General features: G+C 68.9%; 20 protein-coding genes. 15 read left to right on the forward strand and 5 right to left on the reverse strand.

The features are described from left to right. The first annotated feature begins 58 nt into the window (after window positions 1–58). From ASD93_RS01830 to rplL, 3 genes are all read left to right on the forward strand, one after another. Complete coding sequence (locus ASD93_RS01830; RefSeq protein ID WP_056118003.1) at window positions 59–1,135, forward strand: winged helix DNA-binding domain-containing protein; 1,077 nt, start codon at window positions 59–61, stop codon at window positions 1,133–1,135. Between the two features lie 263 nt (window positions 1,136–1,398). Further along, the gene (rplJ, locus tag ASD93_RS01835) at window positions 1,399–1,887 is read left to right on the forward strand and encodes a 50S ribosomal protein L10 (RefSeq protein ID WP_056118005.1); all 489 of its coding nucleotides are present in this window, start codon (window positions 1,399–1,401) and stop codon (window positions 1,885–1,887) included. A gap of 48 nt (window positions 1,888–1,935) precedes the next feature. Beyond that, a complete protein-coding gene (rplL, locus tag ASD93_RS01840) occupies window positions 1,936–2,319 on the forward strand; it encodes a 50S ribosomal protein L7/L12 (protein ID WP_056118007.1) in 384 nt (127 codons plus the stop codon). A 76-nt stretch (window positions 2,320–2,395) separates the two neighbouring features. Here the strand turns inward: rplL and ASD93_RS01845 are convergent, their stop codons facing one another. Continuing rightward, the gene (locus ASD93_RS01845) at window positions 2,396–3,433 is read right to left on the reverse strand and encodes a LacI family DNA-binding transcriptional regulator (protein WP_056118008.1); all 1,038 of its coding nucleotides are present in this window, start codon (window positions 3,431–3,433) and stop codon (window positions 2,396–2,398) included. Window positions 3,434–3,679: 246 nt separating this feature from the next. Here ASD93_RS01845 and ASD93_RS01850 point away from each other — a divergent pair, with 246 nt between their 5' ends. From ASD93_RS01850 to ASD93_RS01860, 3 genes are all read left to right on the forward strand, one after another. Next, a complete protein-coding gene (locus tag ASD93_RS01850) occupies window positions 3,680–5,014 on the forward strand; it encodes an ABC transporter substrate-binding protein (protein WP_056118010.1) in 1,335 nt (444 codons plus the stop codon). A gap of 111 nt (window positions 5,015–5,125) precedes the next feature. After that, the gene (locus ASD93_RS01855; RefSeq protein ID WP_082569106.1) at window positions 5,126–6,478 is read left to right on the forward strand and encodes a carbohydrate ABC transporter permease; all 1,353 of its coding nucleotides are present in this window, start codon (window positions 5,126–5,128) and stop codon (window positions 6,476–6,478) included. Next, the gene (locus tag ASD93_RS01860; protein WP_056118012.1) at window positions 6,475–7,452 is read left to right on the forward strand and encodes a carbohydrate ABC transporter permease; all 978 of its coding nucleotides are present in this window, start codon (window positions 6,475–6,477) and stop codon (window positions 7,450–7,452) included. The genes ASD93_RS01855 and ASD93_RS01860 overlap by 4 nt, the downstream gene beginning before the upstream one ends. 98 nt (window positions 7,453–7,550) lie before the next feature. Here the strand turns inward: ASD93_RS01860 and ASD93_RS01865 are convergent, their stop codons facing one another. Beyond that, a complete protein-coding gene (locus ASD93_RS01865; RefSeq protein WP_056118015.1) occupies window positions 7,551–8,225 on the reverse strand; it encodes a DUF305 domain-containing protein in 675 nt (224 codons plus the stop codon). Between the two features lie 7 nt (window positions 8,226–8,232). Then, entirely contained in the window at window positions 8,233–8,949 is a 717-nt protein-coding gene (locus ASD93_RS01870; protein WP_056118016.1) for a DUF3105 domain-containing protein, read from the reverse strand. Between the two features lie 299 nt (window positions 8,950–9,248). Between ASD93_RS01870 and ASD93_RS01875 the strand changes: the two genes are divergently transcribed. Next, window positions 9,249–10,595, forward strand: a complete 1,347-nt coding sequence (locus tag ASD93_RS01875) for a multidrug effflux MFS transporter (protein WP_157536837.1) — start codon at window positions 9,249–9,251, stop codon at window positions 10,593–10,595. Here the strand turns inward: ASD93_RS01875 and ASD93_RS01880 are convergent. Further along, window positions 10,592–11,152: a nitroreductase family deazaflavin-dependent oxidoreductase gene (locus ASD93_RS01880; RefSeq protein ID WP_235566850.1), complete on the reverse strand. Its 561-nt coding sequence runs from the start codon at window positions 11,150–11,152 to the stop codon at window positions 10,592–10,594. The two genes, ASD93_RS01875 and ASD93_RS01880, sit on opposite strands and share 4 nt — an antisense overlap. A gap of 360 nt (window positions 11,153–11,512) precedes the next feature. On the opposite strand from ASD93_RS01880, the gene ASD93_RS01885 reads away from it, so the two are divergent. The 4 genes from ASD93_RS01885 to ASD93_RS01900 all read left to right on the forward strand — a co-directional run bounded on the left by ASD93_RS01885 (window position 11,513) and on the right by ASD93_RS01900 (window position 19,172). Then, window positions 11,513–15,925: a beta strand repeat-containing protein gene (locus tag ASD93_RS01885; protein WP_056118018.1), complete on the forward strand. Its 4,413-nt coding sequence runs from the start codon at window positions 11,513–11,515 to the stop codon at window positions 15,923–15,925. Window positions 15,926–16,004: 79 nt separating this feature from the next. Beyond that, window positions 16,005–17,492 (forward strand): SpaH/EbpB family LPXTG-anchored major pilin, encoded by a 1,488-nt coding sequence (locus ASD93_RS01890; protein WP_056118020.1) that lies wholly within the window; start codon window positions 16,005–16,007, stop codon window positions 17,490–17,492. A gap of 83 nt (window positions 17,493–17,575) precedes the next feature. Continuing rightward, window positions 17,576–18,568, forward strand: a complete 993-nt coding sequence (locus ASD93_RS01895; protein ID WP_056118022.1) for a class C sortase — start codon at window positions 17,576–17,578, stop codon at window positions 18,566–18,568. Continuing rightward, window positions 18,555–19,172, forward strand: coding sequence for a hypothetical protein (locus tag ASD93_RS01900; protein ID WP_157536838.1), 618 nt, complete (start codon window positions 18,555–18,557; stop codon window positions 19,170–19,172). Before ASD93_RS01895 ends, ASD93_RS01900 begins: the two co-directional genes overlap by 14 nt. Before the next feature lie 16 nt (window positions 19,173–19,188). On the opposite strand, the gene ASD93_RS01905 is transcribed toward ASD93_RS01900, so the two are convergent. After that, window positions 19,189–19,401: a hypothetical protein gene (locus tag ASD93_RS01905; RefSeq protein ID WP_056118026.1), complete on the reverse strand. Its 213-nt coding sequence runs from the start codon at window positions 19,399–19,401 to the stop codon at window positions 19,189–19,191. Between the two features lie 98 nt (window positions 19,402–19,499). Between ASD93_RS01905 and ASD93_RS01910 the strand changes: the two genes are divergently transcribed. The 4 genes from ASD93_RS01910 to ASD93_RS01925 are packed head-to-tail and all read left to right on the forward strand — an operon-like array spanning window position 19,500 to window position 23,034. Next, on the forward strand, window positions 19,500–20,165 hold the full coding sequence (locus ASD93_RS01910; RefSeq protein ID WP_056118028.1) for a phosphatase PAP2 family protein: 666 nt from the start codon (window positions 19,500–19,502) through the stop codon (window positions 20,163–20,165). A gap of 4 nt (window positions 20,166–20,169) precedes the next feature. Further along, window positions 20,170–22,083: a helicase HerA-like domain-containing protein gene (locus ASD93_RS01915; protein WP_056118029.1), complete on the forward strand. Its 1,914-nt coding sequence runs from the start codon at window positions 20,170–20,172 to the stop codon at window positions 22,081–22,083. 46 nt (window positions 22,084–22,129) lie between these two features. Further along, window positions 22,130–22,609, forward strand: a complete 480-nt coding sequence (locus ASD93_RS01920) for a molybdenum cofactor biosynthesis protein B (RefSeq protein WP_056118031.1) — start codon at window positions 22,130–22,132, stop codon at window positions 22,607–22,609. Then, window positions 22,606–23,034: a molybdopterin synthase catalytic subunit gene (locus ASD93_RS01925; protein WP_157536839.1), complete on the forward strand. Its 429-nt coding sequence runs from the start codon at window positions 22,606–22,608 to the stop codon at window positions 23,032–23,034. Before ASD93_RS01920 ends, ASD93_RS01925 begins: the two co-directional genes overlap by 4 nt. The last annotated feature ends 57 nt before the right edge of the window (window positions 23,035–23,091 follow it).

Genomic DNA, 23,091 nt, shown 5'->3' on the forward strand with positions numbered 1-23,091 from the left:
GCGTGCCGGCGTGTCTTGGCGAGTGACCGAGGTCGGAGCCCCCGGGCATGATGGGGGCATGGATGCTGCGACGGTGCGCCGCGAGCGGCTCAGGTCGCATCGGCTGAGCGCGCCGGCTGCGACCGTCGCGCAGGCGGCGTCGCACATGCTGGCGACGCAGGGCCAGGAGTTCTGGGGCGGCCGATGGGCGATCGCCGCACGCACGCGCGGGCGCACCACCGTGCGCGACGTGGACGCCTCGTTCGATCGCGGCGAGATCGTGCGGTCGTGGACGATGCGCGGCACGATCCACGTCATCCCGGCGCGCGACCTCGCCTGGGTCCTCTCGATCACGGGGGAGCGGCAGGCGCGTCAGGCGGCGGCGGTGCGGAGGGCCGAGGCGATCGACGAGGCCGAGCTCTCCCGCGCCGAGGCCCTCACCCGCGCGGCCCTCGCGGGAGGCAACCGCCTCACCCGCAAAGAGCTGTTCGCCGTGCTCGAGGCCGGCGGCGTCAGCACGGCGCATCAGCGCGGCTACCACCTGCTCGTCGCGCTCTCGCTGCGTGTCGTGGTGTGCCAGGGACCGGTGGTGCCTCGCGATGCCGGCCCCACGCGCGAGCAGTACATCGTCCTCGCCGACGAATGGGTGACGGATGCCGCGTCCCCCGCCGATCCGCTCGCCGAGTTCTTCGTCCGGTACGTCGCCTCCCACGGCCCGGCCGGGGCCCGCGACTTCGCGTGGTGGTCCGGGCTCCCGCTGGGGGTGTCGCGCGCGGCCGCGGAGCAGGCATCCGAGCGCCTCACCATCGTGGGCGACGAGCCCGAGCCGCAGTACGTCGTCGCCCCGGCGCCGCGCCGGTCGCCGGCGGCCCCCGACGTCGTCGCCCTCCCGCCGTTCGAGGAGTACTACCTGTCGTACGTCGACCGGACGGTCCCGTGCGCCCCTGAGTTCCTGCGGGCGATCGGCCCGAGCATGAACGGGATCGTGCGACCGATCATCGTCGCCCGCGGAGAGGCCATCGGCGTCTGGACCCACTCGCTCGCCGTGGGGCGCCACGCGGACGACCCGATCCCCGAGCTCTTCACCGAGGGCGCCGCGTCCGCGGAAGAGGTCGCCGCCGCGCTCGACCGGTATCGCGACTTCATCACGGCGTAGGCCGGCGTCGATTTGGCCGGGGTCGGGGCATCACGTAGACTCGTGGCAACCGAAGACCGCCGGTCATCGCCATGCGCGCAAGCGCAGGGGATCGAAGCACTGCATTTGCAGAGGCCCGCGCAGGTGTCACGAAAGATTCTCCCGAATCCCGCTCCGTGCGCTTGCGCCGGAGCTTTTTTCTTTGCCGTGACGAGAGCAGATGAGCGGATGTCGAGGTCGACGCCCCGCCACCGTGGAGCGTCTCACACACACAAGGAGTGACCATGGCGCAGAAGGACGCATCGGTTGCCGAGCTCACGAAGAACTTCGAGGACTCGAACGCCGTTCTGCTGACCGAGTACCGCGGTCTGACGGTTGCCCAGCTCAAGCAGCTGCGCAACAGCATCCGTCAGGACGCGGAATACGCCGTGGTGAAGAACACGCTGACCAAGATCGCCGCGAACAACGCGGGGATCTCGTCGCTGGACGACGACCTCAAGGGTCCGTCGGCCATCGCATTCGTGCACGGCGACTTCGTCGCCACCGCGAAGGCTCTGCGTGACTTCGCCAAGGCCAACCCGCTTCTCGTGATCAAGGGCGGCGTTTTCGAGGGCAACTCCCTCACCGCCGACGAGGTCAACAAGTACGCCTCGCTCGAGAGCCGCGAGGTTCTGCTGGCGAAGGCTGCGGGCATGATGAAGGCGACGATGGGCAAGGCTGCCGCGACCATCGACGCGCTTCGCGAAAAGCTCGAGACCGCCGAGGCCGCGTAAGCGTCCGGCGATCTCTTCTCACAACCCCATCTATCTAGGAGATACATCATGGCGAAGCTCACCACTGAGGAACTGCTTCAGCAGTTCGCCGACCTGACCCTTGTCGAGCTCAGCGAGTTCGTGAAGGCGTTCGAGGAGAAGTTCGACGTCACCGCTGCTGCTCCCGTCGCCGTTGCCGGCGCCGGTGGCGCGGGTGCCGAGGCCGCTGCCGAGGAGGAGAAGGACTCGTTCGACGTCATCCTCGAGGCTGCCGGCGACAAGAAGATCCAGGTCATCAAGACCGTCCGCGAGCTCACCTCGCTGGGTCTCGGCGAGGCCAAGGCCGTCGTCGACGGTGCCCCCAAGGCCGTCCTCGAGGGCGCCAACAAGGAGGCCGCCGAGAAGGCCAAGGCCGCTCTCGAAGAGGCCGGCGCGACCGTCACCCTCAAGTAATTCCCGCCAGCTCTGCTGGTGCACGCGGGCCTCGGATGCTTCGGCATCCGGGGCCTTCGTCGTTCCGTGGTGCGGATCAGCGCCCGACGCCCACGATCGCCGAGGCCGCATCGTCGATCGCCGCGGTCGAACTGCGCACGAGGAGGGGCGAGGCCTCATAGATGCGGTGGGTCGGGGCATCCGGATCGTCCAGCTGCCACAGCAGCAGCTGCACGGCCGCGCGGCCCTGCTGATGCGGCTTCTGCTGCAGCGTCGTGAGGGAGAACATCTCGGCGTACGCGTGATCGTCGATGCCGACGACGCTCAGCTGATCGGGGACTCGGATGCCGAGCCGCCGGGCTGCGATGATCGCCCCGACGGCGACTTCGTCGCACACGCCCACGATGGCGGTCGGCCGCGTGCGCCGATCGCCGAGCAGCTCGACGGCCGCTCCGTACCCTCCGGGCATCGACACCTCCGATGAGACGTGGACCGCGGATGCCTCGAGCCCGGCGTCGCGCATGGCGGTGAGGTAGCCGTCCAGGCGCTGCTGATCCCCGTAGCTGGTGCGCCGACCGTCGGGGTCGCCGCCGACGAAGGTGATCGACCGGTGCCCCAGTCCCAGGAGGTGGTCGGTGGCTATGCGGCCGGCTGCGCGGTCGTCGATCGAGACGGCGTTGGTGCCGACGTCGTACCCGCCGACGCTCACGACCGGCTTGCCGAACTCGACGAGACGCTCGAGCTCGTGCGCGCTCGGCTCGATGCCCACCGCGATCAGTCCGTCGAACCGCTTGCGGGCGAGGAAGTGCTCGAACATCTCTCGCCGGGCGTCGGACTCGGGGGGAGCGCTGTAGAGCGCGAGGTCGTAGCGACGCTCGAGCAGCGCGTCCTGGATGCCCTCGAGGACGTGCGCGAAGAACCAGCGGTCGAAGGTGGGCATGACGACCCCGATGGTCTGGGTGCGGCCGGTGACGAGGCTGACCGCACTCGTGGTGGGGACGTAGCCCAGGGCAGCTGCGGCATCCTGCACCCGCGCCCGCGTCGCGTCGGAGACGTAGCCGGCGCCGGTGAGCGCGCGGCTCGCCGTCGACTTGGACACGCCGGCGGAGCGAGCGACGTCGGCGATGCCCGCCATGCAGCCCTCCTCGGCAGTCCGGCGCATCCCTCGCATCGGTGCGATATGTGGAACCGGTTCCGGGCTCATTGTGCCGTTCTATCCCGCGGATTTCCACCTCCGCTCGCGTATTTATCGAGTTGTGATCAACCGTGATTGTGTCGAAACCGTCCATCCCCTAGCGTGAGCATGGAATCGGTTCCCTATGTTCCTGCAGCGGAGCCCAGGTTTTCGACCCGCTCTGCGGAACTCAATGAGGAGGCACTAATGACTGCAATGCGATCCCGCCGGCGCATGCTGGCCGCGGTCGGAGCGACCGCCATCGCGGCACTCGCTCTCGCGGGCTGCGCCGAAGGCGGCGGCGACGAAGGCGACGACGGCAACATCGAAGGTGAGACCGTCAGCATCTCGGGCGGCATCACCGGCATCGAAGCCGAGAACATGCAGAAGTCGTTCGACGCGTTCACCGAGGAGACCGGCGTCATCGTCGAGTACACCGGTGACAAGGCGTTCGAGGGCAACATCGTCACCAAGGTCCAGGGCGGCGACGCCCCCGACATCGCGATCGTCCCCCAGCCCGGCCTGCTCAAGACGCTCGTCGGAACCGGCGAGGTGAAAGAGGCCCCGGCCGAGGTCGAGTCCAACGTCGATGCGAACTGGTCGCCCGACTGGAAGGCCTACGGCACCGTCGACGACGTGTTCTACGCCGCACCCATGCTCGCGAACATCAAGGGCTACGTCTGGTACTCGCCGGCGAGCTTCGAGGAATGGGGCGTCGAGGTCCCGACGACCTGGGACGAACTGCTCGAGGTTTCGGCGACGATCGCCGACGCCACCGGTGGCCCGTCGTGGTGCGCCGGCTTCGAGTCCGAGGCGGCGTCCGGCTGGCCGGGTACCGACTGGATCGAGGACCTCGTCCTGCGTCAGTCCGGCCCCGAGGTCTACGACCAGTGGGTGGCCAACGAGGTCAAGTTCACCGACCCCGAGATCGCGGACGCATTCGACGCGGTCGGCGAGATCCTGCTGAACACCGAGTGGGTCAACGCCGGCTACGGCGACGTCGCGAGCATCAACTCGACGGCGTTCGCGGATGTCGCGGCCAAGGTCGCCGACGGCAGCTGCCCGATGACGCACCAGGCCTCGTTCCTGTCGGCGAACTTCCTCGACGTGCAGACGGCGGACGGCGCGACGCCGGACGTCGCACCTGACGGCGACGTGTACGCCTTCGTCCTCCCCGGCTACGAGGCGGGCGCGGCGACCATCGAGGTCGGTGGCGAGTTCGTCACGGCGTTCTCGGACGACGCGGCCACGCAGGCTGTTCTCGAGTACATGTCGACTCCCGAGTGGGCCGACTTCCGTGTCGGTCTCGGCGGCAACATCTCCGCCAACCTGAACGCCGACCCGAGCCTCGCCTCGAGCGAGTTCCTCACCGAGGCCATGACGCTGCTGCAGGACCCGAACACCACGGTCCGCTTCGACGCGTCCGACCTCATGCCGTCCACCGTCGGCGCCGGTTCGTTCTGGCGCGGCATGGTCGACTGGATCGACGGCAAGGACACCGCGACCGTGCTGAGTGACATCCAGGCCGGATACGACGACTGAGTTCAGGCTCAGAGGGAGGCGGGCCGCTCGCCGACGCGAGCGGCCCGTCGGCACTCACGCGTGCCCGACCCTGATTCCATCCCAGTCCGAAGAAGCACTCGGAAGGCATCCATGACCGACACGACGAAAGTGTCAGAAGCGACGGACTCCGCTCGCACCGGCACCGACTATTCAGATGAGAAGGAGGCAGGCCTCTCCAAGAGGCGCCGCCTCACGATCATCGTCGCCACGATCGGCTTCATCCTCGTGGCGGCGCTGTTCCTCTTCATGGTGACGCGGCCTCCCACAGAGACGCGGCCCACCACGATCGGCTTCTCGTTCAACAGCTTCTTCCGCTGGCTGGGCGACCTCAACCCGATCCTGCAGATCCCCGTCGTCCTCCTCGTGTTCTTCGCGGTGGTCGGGCTGGTCCTCCTCCTGATCGAGTACGCGCCGCGCAAGGGGACCTTCTACTTCTGGCTGCGTCTGGCGACCTGCTTCCTGCTCCCGGTGATCGCCTTCATGCTGCTGCGCCCCTATCAGAACGCGGTGATCTACGTCCTGGCCATCGCCGTGGTCCTCGGGGCGCTGCTGTTCTGGGTCGATTACCGCGCACGCGAGGGCGCGGGATTCCTCTACCAGCTGATCCTGTTCACGGCACCCGCGGCGATCCTGCTCCTGATCGGCCTGGTCTACCCGGCGATCTCGACCTTCATCCAGTCGTTCTTCGACAAGTCCGGCAAGGACTTCGTCGGCATGGAGAACTACGTGTGGGTCTTCACCAACCCGCAGGGGTTCTGGTCGGTGATCAACTCGATCATCTGGGTGCTCGTGGCCCCGACCTTCGCGACGGTCATCGGTCTCGCGTACGCGGTCTTCATCGACCGGGCCCGGGGTGAGAAGGCGCTGAAGATCCTGATCTTCATGCCGTTCGCGATCTCGTTCGTCGGCGCCGGCATCATCTGGGGCTTCATGTACGACTACCGGCAGGGCGACCAGATCGGCCTGCTCAACGCGATCGTCACTGCCGTCGGCCTACCGCCGGTCCCGTGGCTCACGATCACGCCGCTGATCAACACGCTGCTGCTGCTGGCGGTGTTCATCTGGAGCCAGACCGGCCTCGCGATGGTCATCCTCTCGGCGGCGGTCAAGGCGGTGCCGACGGAGCAGATCGAAGCGGCCGCACTGGATGGCGCGAGCGCCTGGCAGCGGTTCCGCAACGTGACGGTTCCCGGCATCCGCTCGTCGATCGTCGTGGTCTTCACGACCATCGCCATCGGCGCACTGAAGATCTACGACATCGTCGCGGTGATGACCGGTGGCCGCAACGACACGAGCGTGCTCGCGTTCGAGATGGTGAATCAGCAGCAGCGGTTCCAGAGCTATGGGCACTCCGCGGCGCTGGCCGTGGTGCTGTTCCTCTTCGTCGTCCCGTTGATCGTGTTCAACGTCGTGCAGATCAGGAAGCAGAGGGAGATCCGATGACTGTCGGAGTGGAGGTCATCGAGCCGAATCCGGATGCACCCACGGCTCGCCAGGTCGCTCGCGAGACGGCCAAGCACGAGAAGCTCGCCCAGAAGCGGCTGTCGTCCAAGGGGGCGACGATCGCGGCGATCGTGATCGCGTTCTTCTGGACGATTCCGACGCTCGGTCTGCTGATCACGTCGTTCCGTCCGCCCGCCGACGTGCAGTCGACTGGCTGGTGGACGGTCTTCACCGATCCGGAGTTCACCCTCGACAACTACGAGGCGGCTCTCACGGCCGGTGGCACGACGCTCACCCTGGCGGAGTCGTTCGTCAACTCGCTCGCGATCACGATCCCCGTCGCGTTCTTCGCGATGGCGGTCGCCTCGATGCTCGCCTACGCGTTCGCGTGGATCGACTTCAAGGGCAAGAGCATCCTGTTCGTCGCGGTCTTCGCTCTGCAGATCGTGCCGCTCCAGATGGCGCTGGTGCCCTTGCTCAGCCTGTTCTCGCGCGGACTCACGATCAACGGGGTGACGATCTTCCCGGGGCTCGACATGAGTGATGTCGATCGCAGCTTCGCCACGATCTGGATCGCCCACACGATCTTCGCGATCCCGCTCGCCGTCTTCCTGCTGCACAACTTCATCGCGGAGATCCCGCACGAGGTGATCGAGGCGGCACGGGTGGACGGGGCCGGACACGGGCAGATCTTCTTCCGGATCATCATCCCGCTGGCGGCTCCTGCGCTCGCGTCCTACGCAGTGCTCCAGTTCATCTGGGTGTGGAACGACCTGCTGGTGGCGACGATCTTCGCGCCGTCGTCATCGTTGCCGATGACGCAGTCCCTGGCCTCGCTGTCCGGGACGTGGGGCAACCAGTGGTTCCTGCAGGCGGCGGGAACGTTCCTGACGATCCTGTTCCCGCTGATCGTCTTCTTCGCCCTGCAGCGGTTCTTCGTGCGAGGGCTCCTGGCCGGCGCGACGAAGGGCTGACAAGACGCGACACGGCGCGGCGCACGTCCGGGGGGCCCGGGCGCCGCGCCGTCGTCGTGTCCGCGCGAGGTTGCCCGCGGGCCGGTGTCGTGTCGGGGTCAGCCGCAGCTGAGGCGGGCCTGCATCGACTCCATGGCATCGATCTCGGCGGTCTGACCGTCCTTGATGGCCTGCGCGACCTGCAGCGCGCGCGGCTCGGAGCCCAGCTCGAGGAGCGCCTCCGCCATCGGGACCGCCCCCTCGTGGTGGCGGATCATGAGCTCGAGGAAGAGGCAGTCGGCCTCCTGGCCGGTCGCGGCCTCGAGCGCGGCGAGCTCCGCGTCGGTCGCCATGCCCATCGCCTCGTGCGCCTCCTCGGCGGTCATCGGCTCGTCGGCCGCGCCGCCGTGGGCATGGCCGGCGTCCGACCCGCTCATCCACGACATCATCGGCTCGCCGCTCTGCGAGAGGCCCCACTTCACGAGCCAGTCGTACATCTCACCGCGCTGGGCAGCCTGACCGGTCGCGATGTCGTAGGCGAGCACGCGCAGTTCGGGGTCGTCGGTCTTGCGGTAGATCTCCATCGCCATCTGGATGGCCTGCGCGTGGTGCACTTGCATGTCGCGGGAGAATCCGGCCTCGGGCGACGTCGTCGTAGGCGCGCTGCCCTGACTCTGGGCGCCGAAGGTCGAGAAGCGGCCGATCGCGAAAGCGAGTGCGGCGACCGCGAGCAGCACGAGCGCGACCACCCACCAGCGCCGGGCGGGCGACGGCGGGATCGGCTCGTCGGTCATGGCCTGCTCAGCGCTTGCCGGGTGCGTCCAGCGCGCCGGTGCACGCGGCGCCGGGCTCGGGCACGTCGGCGCTGCGCCAGTACTCCTCGAGGAACTGGGAGATGCGCTCGTCGTCGGCCGAGTCGACCTTGAGCTGGTGGTTCCAGTTCGTCACCGCGATGGGCGCGTCCAGGCCCTCGTAGGGGGAGAGGACCACATAGCTCGAGGGCAGCTGGCTCTCGAGTGTCGCGAGCTCGTCACCCGAGATGTCGTCGGGGTTGTAGGTGACCCACACGGCGCCGTGCTCCAGCGAGTGGACGGCGTTCTCGTTCGGCACCTGCTGGTCGTAGATGCCGCAGTTGAGCCAGACCGCGTTGTGCGGGCCGCCGGCAGGCGGCGACTGCTCGTACTCGACGGTGCCCTCGACATGCTGGGTCTCGTTCTCGTACGTCTGGACACCCTCGATGTCGGCGCCCTCGCCGCCGGGCGTGTACTCCTGCGGCGGCGCCGGTGCGAACACGACCGACGCGACGATGAGGCCGACGATGACGACGGCGGCGGTGATGCCGACCACCCACCACACGAGCTTGCTGCGGCGGCGCTTGGCCAGCTGCCTCTGGTACTCGGCCAGCTTCTCCTGGCGCTTCTGCTCGCGCTGCTGCTTGACGGTGAGGTTGATCTCGGCCTGCTTCGCGGGGTTTCCGCTCGCACGCTTGTCGGCGGGGCTCGGGGGTGTCGGGGTCATGTGCGTGATCTCGGCTCGGGCACCCGGCGTGGCGCGTCACGCGATCCGCGGGCAGGGGACAAGGACGCGACAATCCTATGCGAGCGCATGCGCAGGGGACTGAGAAGGCCCCGACAGCGGACTGCGACCCTCCTCGATGCCGAGTCGCACGCGCGCTTGCGGGCGGGGCGGGAGCATCCGATACAATGGACGTCGAATCGATTCGATCCTGTCGTCGATCCACCTTCCCCACCGTGCGCGCCTGAGCCGGATGACCGGCGTCGACGCCTCACCGCCTCGCCGCCGAACAGAGATCCCACGTGCTCGACACCGCCTCCATCCCCACCCAGCGTTCCGCCGCAGGCGAGCCCGCTGCGCACCCGACGTCCACCGGCGCGATCCGCGCGCTCGGCCCGGACCCGGCCACCGCGCCGATCGTCCTGCACCCGGGTGATGCGATCCCGCACCGGCGCCGCGTCCTGTACATCGTGCTGCTCGGCGCCCTCACCGCGCTCGGGCCGTTCACCATCGACCTGTATCTCCCGGCGTTCCCCGTTCTCGAGTCCGAGTTCCAGACGACGGCGGCCGCGATCCAGCTCACGCTCACCGGCACGATGGTCGGCTTCGCGCTCGGGCAGCTCATCGTCGGACCCCTGAGCGACAAGGTCGGGCGCCGCGTGCCGCTGCTCGCCGTCACCGCGCTGCACGTCGTGGCCAGCGTCGCTGCCGCACTCGCCCCCAGCCTCGAGCTGCTCTCGCTCGCCCGCGTGTTCATGGGTGCCGGTGCGGCTGCCGGCGGCGTGATAGCGGCCGCCGTCGTGCGCGACCTCTTCGGCGGGCGTCGCCTGGTCGTGATGCTGTCCCGCTTGGCGCTCGTGTCGGGGGTCGCGCCGGTGCTCGCGCCGCTCGTCGGGTCGGCGCTGCTGCTGGTCATGCCGTGGCGCGGGATCTTCGTCGTCCTCGGCGTGTACGGCAGCGTCATGCTCGTCGCCGCCGCCATCTTCATCCCCGAGACCCTCCCGCCCGCTCGCCGCAGCGAGAAGGGCACGACGACGGTGTGGCAGCGCTACCGCAGCGTGCTGACGGACCGCGTGTTCGTCGGAGTGCTCATCATCGGCGCCATGACCTTCAGCGGGCTGTTCTCCTATCTGTCGGCGTCGTCGTTCCTGTTCCAGCAGACCTACGGATTCGACCCGCAGCAGTACGGCCTGCTCTTCGCCGCCAATTCCCTCGGCGTCGTGCTCGGCGTGCAGGTCGCCGCGCGGCTGGCCGCACGGTACGGACCCCAGTGGGTGATGGCGTGGTCGACGGCGGTGCTCGTGGTCGCGGCATCCGCCATCATCATCACCGACCAGCTCGGGCTCGGCCTGTGGGGAACCGTGATCCCGCTCTTCGTCTTCATGACCGCCTGCGGGTTCACGTTCCCGTGCGTGCAGGTGCTCGCCCTCGACCGGCACGGCAAGGCCGCGGGAACCGCGCAGTCCATCATCGGGGCGTCGAACTTCGGCGTCGCCGGCATCATCACCCCGCTCGTCGGCTGGATCTCTGTCGGGTCGGGCATCACCGCGACGACGATGGCGGTCGTGATGGCCGGCTGCGCCGTGATCGGCGTGCTGTCGCTGTGGTTCGTCGTGCGCCCGCGCACGGTCGAGCGTCTCGCCCCTTAGTCGGTCTGCGGGCGTACCGGCTGGAGGATGAACAGCCGGGCGGTGCGTCCGGAGTCCCGTTCGTACTCCCGGTAGTCGGGCCACTGCGCTTCCATGATCGCCCACGCGGCGTCGCGCTCATCGTCGGGGACCGGGATCGCCCGCACGGGCATCCGGCGCCCGCGCACCGTGATCGCGGCGTCGGGATGCGCCAAGAGGTTCGTCGTCCACGCCGGATGCCGCGCCCCGGCCCAGTTCGTGCCCGCGACGAGGGCGCGTCCGCGGCCGTCGGCGGTGTACATCAGCGGGGCGTCGCGCGGCTCGCCGGACTTCGCGCCGACCGTGTGGAGCACGAGCGACGGGACCAGGAAGGCGGTCAGCTGAACCCGGCCGCGTGAGATCCGCGAGACGAACCGCTCGACCGGCGGGAGTCCGGTCCGCGCGAACCACCGGAACCAGGGCGTGCGGGTCATCGGCGCGAGGACGGCGCGCAACGCGTCGACGAGTCCGGTCATGCGAGCTCCTCCCGTCGGCCCGGCGACGGCCGCGAGCTCCTGCAGCTCGGGCGACTCCGGCATCGCCCCATGATTCCACGCAGTGCCGAGAACCGATCGCACGTCGGGTGAGTGGCGGTCTCTCGTGGGCGCGACCGGACTCGTCCGAGAACTTTCCGACCTCGCGTCATGAGTTGGTCGATTCGGCGTCTTGCCAGTTGGTACTCGATTTCGAAAGTGATCGAGAACGCACAGATGACTGCGAGAACCGACCCGAAACGGTTCTCACCGCTGGAGATGCACGCACCTGCGACTCCCGGCGGAGCACTCGTGTTTGAGGCTTTGGGGAGATGTGGTGAACGACAGCGTGGACTTTCGTGAGATGTCCGAGCGCACGGCGGCGATCGTCGTCGAGCTCGTGCATCGAACGACGTGGGGGAAGCCATGAGCGGCCGCACCGTCGTGACCGGTGAACGGCGCAGCCGTCGTATCGGCCGGGCTCTGGCCGCCGCCGCCGTCGTGGTGTCGGTCGTCGTCGCCGGGCTGACGGCCGGGACCTCCGATTCGGCGGACGCGTACTCGGTCGGCACCGCGGCGTGGAGCAACACCATCGGCTTCAACACCACCGCGACCCAGACGATGCCCAGCGGCCTGGTCGTCTCCTCCCAGGTCTCCGGAGCGGGTGTTCAGAACCGTGGTGCGGACGCAATCGGCAGCCGTGGCGGTACGGCAGCGATGTTCACGCCCGGGGTGGCGACCAGACCGGCCATCGCCGTTGCTCCGATGGGCGACGGCTGCACAGCATCCGCGGGCGGCACCGTCTGCGCGAACCGCGGCACGTGGACGGTCTCGTTCAGCCAGCCGGTCACCAACCCGGTCCTCCACTTCGAGGGGTTCGGCGCCAACGACACCAACAACTTCAGCACCATCCTCAACCTGACGTCGTCTGCGCCCGCGGGCGCGACGCTGACAGGTCCTGCCGCGGGCGCGACCAACCTCCAAGTCACCGGCGGCAATGCGATCCGGACGATCACGGCGGCGACCAACACCGGCTGCACCGACAGCCCTGCAGCAGGATGCGGTTCGGTCACGGTCAACGGCACGGTCACGACGCTGACGTTCCGCGTCGACATCAATGCGGTCGGCTCGGGCACCAACGGATCGGATTCCCGGGAGACCTGGAACTTCGCGGTCACGACGTCGGAGGACTTCTCCGATGCTCCCGCGACCTACAACGCGGCCCAGGCGCCGGTGCACATCGTCGGGGACCTGAAGCTCGGCTCGACGATCGACGCGGACAACCCCACCGTCGCGAACGCGACCGCGTCTCCGTTCGCGGTGGCGGCGGGTGCCGACAACAACGGGACCAACGGCGATGGCGCCGACGAGAATGCGTTCACGACGCTCCCCACCGTGCCGTCGACGGGCACGTATGCCCTGACGGTGCCGCTCTCGGGGGCGTCCAAGGCCGGCCAGGTCTGCGGATGGGTCGACTTCGACAAGGGTGGAACGTTCAACACGACGACGGAGCAGGCGTGCGCGACCTTCGCCGCAGGGGCGACCTCCGCCAATCTCTCGTGGACCGTTCCTGCCGGAACGACTCCCGGCAACACCTACGCGCGTTTCCGCGCCGCCTACGGCACGGTCGTCGGCCCCACCGGCCGCGAGGACTCCGGCGAGGTCGAGGACTACCGGGTCGCGATCGCACCGGCCGCCGACCTGGCCGTGACCAAGACCGATGGGCGCACGCTCTACGGCGCGGGAACCAGCACCGTCTACACGGTGACCGTCACGAACAACGGCCCCTCCGCAGTCACGGGCGCGACCGTCTCGGACCCGCTCCCCAGTGGCATCACCACGTCGTCGTGGACGTGCAGCACCACCGCGGGCGGCTCGTGCGGCGCCACCTCGGGAACCGGCGCGATCTCCTCGACCGTGAACCTGCCGGTGAGCGGCGTCGCCACCTACACGATCACCATGCCCATTCCGGCCGGCCGCACCGGCGACCTCACCAACACCTTCACGGCCACCACGCCCGTCGGCGTCGTGGATCCGACCCCCGCGAACAACTCGGCCACCGACATCGACCAGCCGCAGCCGCTGTTCGCGTGCGACGGGCGGATGTACCTGATGCAGTCGCCGAATGCGGTGACCAACAGCACGCTCTACGCGCTGAACACCACAGCGAACCCGTTCACGTATCCGGCTCTGGGCCAGGGATCGACCACCTACAACGGCATCGGATACAACCCGGCCGACAACTTCCTCTACGGCATCCTGAACGTCGCCGGGAGCGGTGACCGGCTCATCCGCGTCGGGTTGGACGGGTCGACCGTCGATCTCGGCGCTGTCACCGGGCTTCCCACCGGGTTCTTCGACGCCGGCGTGATCGGCACCGACGGATTCCTCTACGTCGCGCAGGACGCGGTCACCACTGCGATGTACCGCATCAACCTCACCACCCGGGTGGCGACCACCGTTGCACTGTCGGCCTCCACCGGCGACATCCGCGACCTCGCGTGGATCGGCGGAACGATCTACACGGTCACCTCCGCCGGCCAGCTCCTGTCGATCGATCCGACGACAGGTGCCGTGGCGACCATCGGTGCGCCGTCGGGCGCGGTGCTCGGCTACGGCGCGCTGTGGGGCGCCCCGAACGGCCTGTTCGCGACAGAGAACTCGGGTTCCGGGTTCTACCAGTTCGACCTGGTGACGGGAGCGCGCACCCTCATCTCGGGTTCGCCCCAGGCGACATTGAACGACGGCGCCAACTGCCCGACGGCGAACATCATCATCAACACCGACCTCTCGGTCACCAAGACCGACGGCAAGACCTTCTACGTGGCCGGTGGAACGAACGTGTACACCGTGACGGTCACCAACAACGGCCCGTTCGGAATCGTCAACGCCCCGGTCTCCGACCCGCTGCCGGCGGGCATCGCGACCGCGAGCTGGACCTGCTCGGCCACTGCCGGCGGCTCGTGTGGCGCGGCGAGCGGAACGGGGGCGATCAGCTCGACCGTGAGCCTGCCGGTGAACGGCGTCGCCACCTACACGATCACCATGCCGATCCCCGTCGGCCGCTCGGGCGAACTCACCAATACGTTCACCGCGAACCTCCCCACCGGGTACACCGATCCGACGCCGGCGAACAACACGGCGAGCGACACGGACACCCCGGCTGCTCCCATCGCCTGTGTGGCGGACACGGTCTACGGGCTGGACCAGACCGGCGAGCACACGCTCTACGCGGTCAACACGGTCACGGGTGCGACGGCGACGGCGGGCCGGTTCGATTCGCCGATCTCGCTGAACGCGCTGGCGATCACGGCGAACGGGACGTACGCGTACGCCACCCAGCAGAACGAGTCTCCTGCGAACAATCCGATACGGAACGTGCACCGGTATGACTCGGCGACGGGAACCAGCACGAACGTCGGCACGATCACGGTGGGCACCGACGACGACTTCATCGTCATGGGAGGGATCAACCCGGCGAACGGCCTGTACTACGTCGCGGCGTACAACACGGTTCTGGATCGGTTCGACTTCTACGCGTTCAACACGACGACGAACACGCAGGTCGGTGGATTGCAGTTCTTCATCCCCTACGCCCCGAGCGTGGACACCAGCTACAACGGTGACCTCGTGTTCGATCGTTCCGGGCGCCTGTTCGTCGTGATGAGCGCCGCGGGCGGCGTGCAGGCGGACAGCCAGCTCGCCGTGGTCGAGACGCTGCCGACGAACGGGACAGCCGCCCCGGCGACTCTGATCGCGAACCCGCAGCCCTCCTCGGCCGCGTTCGCCGGCATTGCGTTCGGCACGGACGGCATGCTGTACGTCGAGTACAACGCGAGCGGCCTTCTCGGCGGAGCCCGCACTCTCGCTCAGATCGACCCGAACTCGGGTGCGCAGCTGGCGACCGATCCGATCACGAACCCGAACGGCACCCCGAACGGCGACATCGGCGACCTCGCGTCGTGCACCTACAACAGCACGATCCGGCTGCAGAAGAACATCGTGGAGCGGGTCGCTCCCGCGGACCAGTTCGCGTTGGCGATCAGCGGCAACGGCGTGACACTCGGAAACACCGGGGTCACGAGCGGGACCACGACCGGACAGCAGACCGCTGACACGGCCACCGCCGGGCCCGTCGTCGGTGTCCCTGGCCGTACCTACACGATCGCGGAGACGGGCGCGTCGGGTACGGTCCTGGCCGGCTACGTGTCGAGTTGGCGGTGCGTCAACGAGACCACCGGGGCCGTGCTCAGCGCCGGGTCCGGTTCCTCCGGAACGGTCACCGTTCCCGACACGGGAGCGACCGGCGCGAACATCCTCTGCACGATCACGAACGAACCGCCTCCTCCCACCGAGATCACGCTCCAGATCGAGAAGATCGGTGAATCGGAGGCGGGCACCTGGGTCCGCATGGACGGCTCGTCGTTCGCCATTCTCACTGACGACAATGGCCAGCCCGGCACCGTCATCGCGCTCACGATCACCGATGTGTCGACCGGGCTCTTCCAGATCGACGACATGGTGGAGGGCACGTACTGGCTGTCCGAGCTGACCGCCCCTGATGGGTTCAGTCTGCTCGCCGAGCCGGTGCAGTTCGTGATCAGTTCGGCCGGGGTCGTGTCGATCACGGCGAACGGCGGCGGCCTCGTCACCGCGACGGGCACCCTCATCACCGTCCGCGATGTGCCGGCGATGGAACTCCCGGCCACCGGAGGCTCCGGCAGCGCCCCGTTCGTCGTCGGCGGCGTGCTCCTCGTCCTGTTCGCCGGAGTTCTGGCGCTCATGGTGTGGCGCCGAAATCGCCGACCCTCCGAGAGCCCGCATGACATCGATACCTGACCCATCCGCAGCAGTCCCATCCACCAGTCCAGACATCACCGACGCCGGGGCAACTCGGCACACCCGAAAAGGAAGAACAGTGAACACACACAGCAAGTGGCGCGGTACCCGCGCGGCGGCGGCCATCCTGGCAGCCGGGCTCGCCGTACTGACCATGGCGGCACCCGCACACGCAGACAACCTCGTCGACCCGAACGAGGTGGGCTCGCTCACCATCCACAAGTACGAGGCGCCCGAGACCCCGACCGGGCTCCCCAACGACGGCACCGAGCAGACCGTTGCGCTGCCGCCGCTGGCGGGCGTCGGGTTCACGGTCTATAAGGTCGACCCGATCGACCTGACCACCAACGCCGGATGGCAGGACGCGGCCGATCTGGCCGACGTCTTCGACGGCACCACGGGATCGATCACCGGCGCGGGCTTCACCGCCACGGCAGTCGGCGCGGAGCAGCTCACCGACGCCGCTGGTGAGATCACGCTGACCGGGCTCGACCTCGGGCTGTACTACGTGGTGGAGACCTCCCCGCTCGCCGGCTCGACGGCCGTTGCCCCGTTCCTCGTGACGGTGCCGCTCACGGACCCGAACAACCTCGACGCGTGGCTGTACGACGTGCACGTCTACCCGAAGAACGCGCTGACCGAGGCGACCAAGACGGTCGAGGACTCCGAGGACATCAAGCTCGGAGACGAGATCGAGTTCACGATCACCGGCGACATCCCCAACGTCGCCATCATCGACGGCTACAAGATCGCCGACGACCTGGACCCGAAGCTCGACTACGTCAGCACGTCTGTGACGCTGAGCGACGGAACCGCACTGGTCGCGGGCACCCACTACACGGTCACGCCCGCCGCGGCGACGACCGGTGGACCGCTCGTCGAGATCACCTTCACGGCTGCGGGCCTCGACCTGCTCGAGCTGCACACCGACGCCACTGTCGTGGCCGAGATCACCACGACGGTCAACACGGTCGGCGAGATCGCCAACACCGCGCTGCTCTACCCGAACGCCGCGTCGTTCAACGCTCAGCCGGGCGAGCCCGGCGGCCCGACGGAGACCCCTGAGGTCATCACCAAGTGGGGTGACCTCACGATCCTGAAGACCGACGACGCAGCAGCACCGCTGACCGGTGCCGTGTTCTCGGTCTACCTGACCGAGGCCGACGCGCAGGCGGGCACGAACGCCATCGTCCTCGGCGGTGCGACGGAGTTCACGACGGCCGCAGACGGAACCGTCACGATCTCCGGTCTGCGGTACTCGGACTGGGCCGACGGTGTCGCCGTCGCCCCGGGCGACCCGAACTACCAGACCTACTGGCTGGCTGAGATCGTCGCGCCCGACGGATTCGAGCTGCTGGCCGAGCCGATCGAGTTCACGATCACCGCGGCGACCACCGCGGTGGGCGTCGACCTCACCGTCGAGAACGTGCCCTCCAACGCCGGATTCGAACTGCCGCTCACAGGTGGCACCGGCACCACGGTCTTCATCGCCGGCGGCCTGCTGCTGCTCGCGGGAGCCGTGTTCCTCGCGGTGTACACGCGCCGCAAGAACCAGGTTGACGCGTAGCACCTGACGGACCGGCCGTGCGGGGAGAGTGAGACCCTCTCCCCGCACGGCCCCTCCCGTTCACCCGCACCACAAGGAACCCCATGACCATCACCGCAGCGCCACCGGCACCGGAGTCATCCGGCACCGCGCGTCCCGCGCCTGCGCGGCGTCCGCGCTGGGGCTGGTCGCAGACGGTGGTGATGGTGGTCGCGATTCTCGGCGTCGGCGTCCTGGCCTATCCTTCAGCGGCATCCTGGATGTCGGCATGGCGGCACGACACCGACGTGGACGGCTACGTCCGCTCGATAGAGAACCTCCCCGCCGAGCAGGGCCAAGAACTGCTCGAGGAGGCTCGCGAGTACAACGAGCACCTCCCTGCCGGCCCGCTTCGCGACCCCTACGCGCTGGGCGCGGACGGTCAGCAGACCGCGGTCGGCGACGGGAGCAATGCCTACTTCGACACCCTCGACGTGCCCGGCACCGAGGCGATGGCGCGCATCCGGATCCCGACGATCGACGTGGATCTGCCGATCTTCCACGGCACCAGTGATGCGACTCTCGCTCGCGGCATCGGCCACCTCTTCGGCTCAGCGCTCCCGGTCGGCGGGATCGGCACCCATGCAGTTCTGACCGGCCACAGCGGCGTCGTGGAGGCCACCCTCTTCGATGACATCCCCGAACTCGTCGTCGGTGACACGATCGTCATCACCGTGCTCGGCGAGGACCTCTACTACGAGGTGGATCAGACGATCACGGTCCTCCCCGACGAGACCGAAGCCCTCCGTCAAGACCCCACCAAGGACTACCTCAGCCTCGTCACCTGCACACCGACCGGCGTCAACAGCCACCGCCTGCTGGTGCGGGCCGAGCGCGTGGACGCGCCGACGGGCGACGAGAAGGAGACCGCCGTCGTCGCTGACGACAGCCCCGCCGCGGGCTTCCCCTGGTGGATTCTCGCTCTGATCGCCGTGCCCGTGGTGACCTTCATCGTCATCAGGCCGCGCGGCACGCCCGCGCGCCGACGTCGCCCACGCCGCGCGGCGACGCCCGCTGGTCAGGACGTCGGAGGGGATCCCCGCCGTGCTGACGACTGAGCGTCTCGCGCCGACCGACGTCGCCACGCCGCCGGCCGACGCCGACTCCGACCGGCCGAGCCACGGGCCCCCGCGCGAGAAGCGACGCCGGAAGGGCCACCTCGCCGTCCTCGTGGTGAGCGTGCTGCTGATCAGCGCAGGCGTCGCACTGCTCGGCGGGGTGATGATCGCGCCGGATGCCGTGGAGAAGATCGTGGGCAACACGGAGGTCGCCGTGCGGAAGGCGGTGCACGAGATCGTCGCTCCCGGCACCCTCCCCGAGATCACGCTGGGCCCGGAGGGGGGCATGCGTGAGATGGACCAGTGCGATGGCACCTTCACCGAGATGATCAGCTACCGCATGGACGAGGTGCTGCCGCTGTATGCCGCGCACCACCGCTGCGGCGGCGACATCATCCTCGGCTGGGAGTTGGGCGAGCGTGTGCGGGTCGCCGGATCCGACGTGATCTACGAGGTCGTGGAGGAACGACACACGCCGAAGTGGTCCCAGGTGGAACTGCTCAAGGGAATGACGGGCGAGTTCATGGTGCAGACCTGCTACTACGGCGAGAACAAGATGAGATTCCTTGCTCTCGCCCCGGCGGCCGATCAGACGGCGCCATAGTCCGGGGTCGGCGCTCTCAGTCGGAGGTCTCGATCCAGTTGACCAGAAGGACAGGACTGTAGACGTAGACGGCCTTGTCCCCTTTCCGGTCGATCTCGATGGTTCCCGTGCCCGCGTTCATGGCGGCGATGATCTGCGTCCGGACGCGCGCCCAGGTCTCTGCGTCGGTGAAGCGGAACTTCGTCTGGTAAGGGGGGAGCCCGATGTAGAGCGTGACGTTCGTGGCCATGCCACGCACTCTACCGAGCCCGGGAGCGGCGCCCAGAGAAGCGCTGCTAAAGGTGCGGTTCGGGCCCGATCCGGTGAGCGGCCCGGCAGAATGGGGCGATGAGCGACGACAGCATGCCGGGTCGAGGCCCCGCGATCGGCTATCTGGTGACCGGGCTCGTGCTGGTCGCGCTGTCCTGCGGGCTCGGCTTCTGGATCTTCACGCACGGCGAAGCCCCGTTCGCGATCGACGTGTGGTGGAACGCGCTCGTCGCCGAGTGGTACTCGCCGGTGCTCACCGGGTTCTCCCGCGTCATGAACTGGCTGGGCGGAGGCTGGTTCGGGGTGCTCGCCGTGCCCATCGGCGGGGCGGTCGCGCTGATCATCGTGCGCCGGCCGTGGGCCGCCGCGTACTTCCTCGCCGCGGAGGCGGTGTCGGCCGGGGGCGTGCAGGTGCTCAAGCATCTGTTCGGCCGCGTGCGCCCCGAGGACATCATCGTGGTGTCCGACTACGGGTCATACCCGTCGGGGCATGTGGCCAATGCGACGACGCTCGCGGTGGCCGCGTTCGTCATCTTCCCGCGTGTCTGGGTGGCCGTGGTCGGCGCGGTGTGGGTCGTTCTCATGGCCTTCAGCCGCACGTACCTGCACGCCCACTGGCTGAGCGACACCGTCGGCGGGGTCCTGATCGGAGCGGGCGCGGCACTCCTCGTGGCCGCGGCCTTCGCTGTGCCGATGGCGCGCGAGAAGGCTCGAGCGGTCGAGAAAGCGGCCTCGCTAGGCTGAGCGCATGACCGCGCCAGAGACGCCCGATCCCGCCGTCGCCGCTGCCGAGGCCGAGCTCGCGCGGCTGACCGCCGAGGCCGAAGCCGCGGAGGCGCAACTCAAGGCCGCGCAGGCGAAGGCTGCCCTGGCCACCGCCCAGGCCGAGGCGGCGAAGGCGAAGGCGGCGAAGGCTCCGGATGCCGCGCCCGAAGAGGTCGCCCCCGAAGAGGTTGCCCCCTCTGAGGTCGTCCCCGCGGACACGTCGGCCGACACGACGGGCAAGGATCACCCTGCCCCCTCGACGACGCACGGCGGCCCCCTCACCGAAGCCGACATCGAGAAGATCACCTCCGGATACCGCTTCGAGGGCGCAACCCTCGATCTCGGCGCTCTGGTCAACGGCGACGCGGTACCCGCGGCGCAGGTGCGCATCCCGCTCGGCATGATGAACCGGCACGGCCTCGTCGCCGGCGCGACCGGCACCGGCAAGACGCGCACCCTGCAGGGGCTGGCAGAGCAGCTCGCCGCGAAGGGCGTGCCCGTGTTCGCGGCCGACATCAAGGGCGACCTGTCGGGCGTCGCCACGCCCGGCGAGTCCAGCGAGAAGCTGCTCGCGCGCACGCAGGCGATCGGACAGGACTGGAAGCCCGAGGCTTCCGTCACCGACTACTTCGCGCTGGGCGGCATCGGCAAGGGCGTGCCGGTGCGGGCGACGGTGTCGGGGTTCGGCCCGTTGCTGCTGAGCAAGGTGCTCGGGCTCAACGAGACGCAGGAGTCGAGTCTCGGCCTGGTCTTCCACTACGCCGATCAGCAGGGGCTCGCGCTGGTCGACCTGTCGGACCTGCGCGCGGTGCTGACCTACCTCACCGGCGATGAGGGCAAGGCCGAGCTGAAGGCGCTCGGCGGCCTCTCGGCGGCGACGGCCGGCGTGATCCTGCGTGAGCTGATCACCTTCGCCGACGAAGGAGCCGACGTGTTCTTCGGTGAGCCGGAGTTCGAGGTCACCGACTTCCTGCGCGTCGCCCCCGACGGCCGCGGCGTCATCAGCCTGCTCGAGGTGCCGGGTGTCGTCGACAAGCCGGCGCTGTTCTCGACGTTCCTGATGTACCTGCTCGCCGAGCTGTTCGAGCTCCTGCCCGAGGTGGGAGATCTCGACAAGCCGAAGCTCGTGTTCTTCTTCGACGAGGCGCATCTCCTGTTCAAGGATGCCTCCAAGGACTTCGAGTCGGCGATCGTGCAGACGGTGCGCCTCATCCGGTCCAAGGGCGTGGGCGTCTTCTTCGTCACGCAGACGCCGAAGGACGTGCCATCGGACGTGCTCGCGCAGCTGGGATCCCGCGTCCAGCACGCGCTGCGCGCGTTCACGCCCGACGACGCGAAGGCGCTGCGTGCGACCGTCGGCACCTACCCCAAGTCCGGCTACGACCTCGAGCGCACCCTGCAGGAGCTCGGCACGGGCGAGGCGATCGTCACCGTGATGAGCGAGAAGGGCGCGCCGACTCCAGTCGCGTGGACGCGGCTGCGCGCGCCGCAGGGCCTCATGTCGCCGACGCCCGACCCCGCGATCGATGCCACGGTGAAGGCATCCCCGCTGCTGGCGAAGTACGGCACCGCGATCGACCGGGAGTCCGCACGCGAGATCCTCACGGCGAAGATGAAGGCGGCCGACGACGCCGCGGCGGCCGAGGAGGCGGCGCTGGCCAAGGCGAGGGCGGACGCCGAGTTCGCCAAGCAGCAGGCCGCGATCGACAAGGCGCAGGCCGCCGCCGACAAGAAGGCTCAGCAGGAGTACGAGCGGCTGCTCAAGAAGACGCAGGGAACCACACGCACCACGCGCAGCACCCAGAAGTCGCCGATCGAGCAGATTCTCAACTCGAAGTCGACTCAGACGATCCTCGGCGGCGTCATCCGCGGGATCTTCGGCACCGGTCGCCGCTGAACGCCCGACGGTGCCCCCGCGTCCGCGGCATCTCTAGGCTGGGACCATGACCCGCGCTGCCGTCATCACCGTCTCGGACCGGTCGTCGCGGGGCGAACGTCCCGACGAGAGCGGTCCCGTCGCGGTGGCCGCCCTGCGCGAGGCGGGCTTCGACTGCGCCGACGCGGTCGTGGTGCCCGACGGCGCCGACAGCGTGGAGCGCGCGCTCCAGGCCGAGATCGTCGCCGGAGTGAAGCTCATCGTGACGACGGGGGGCACGGGCGTCGCACCTCGCGACGAGACCCCCGAAGGGACGATGCGGGTGATCACGCGGCAGGTCCCGGGCATCGCCGAAGAGCTCCGGCGCCGTGGCGCGGCGGAGAAGCCCGCCGGTATGCTCACCCGCGGCGTCGCCGGCGTGGCCGATCCGCACGGCGTGCTCGTGGTGAACCTGCCAGGCTCTCCGCGAGGGGTCGCGTCCGGCATGCCGGTGCTGCTGTCGGTCGCCGGGCACGTGCTCGACCAGCTCGGCGGGGGCGACCACTGATGCCGGTGCGTCTGGCCGCGATCAGCGCGGAACCCCTCGACCTCGACGCACATCTGGCCGCCGTCGACGACCCCTCGGTCGGCGCCGTCACGACCTTCGTCGGGCGCGTGCGGGACCACGACCCGGATGCCGCCGCCCCGGTGGTCGCGCTCGAGTACTCCGCGCACCCCGATGCCGAGGCGACGCTGCGGCGCATCGCCGAGGAGGCCGCCGGCGTGACCGGCGCGCTGGTCGCGGTGTCGCATCGCGTGGGAACGCTCGAGGTCGGGGATGCTGCCGTCGTCATCGCGGTGGCGGCGGCGCACCGCGGGGAGGCGTTCGAAGTGTGCCGGGCGGTCATCGAGACGATCAAGACCGGGCTCCCGGTCTGGAAGCGCCAGGTGGAGTCCGACGGCACGTCGACCTGGCTCGGCCTCGGCGGCTGACACCACGGCCGCTGGGCGGGCACAACGTCGGCGATCCACGGCACGGCGCCGTGTGGG

Source organism: Microbacterium sp. Root180 (assembly GCF_001428485.1).
Classification (GTDB): Bacteria; Actinomycetota; Actinomycetes; order Actinomycetales; family Microbacteriaceae; genus Microbacterium.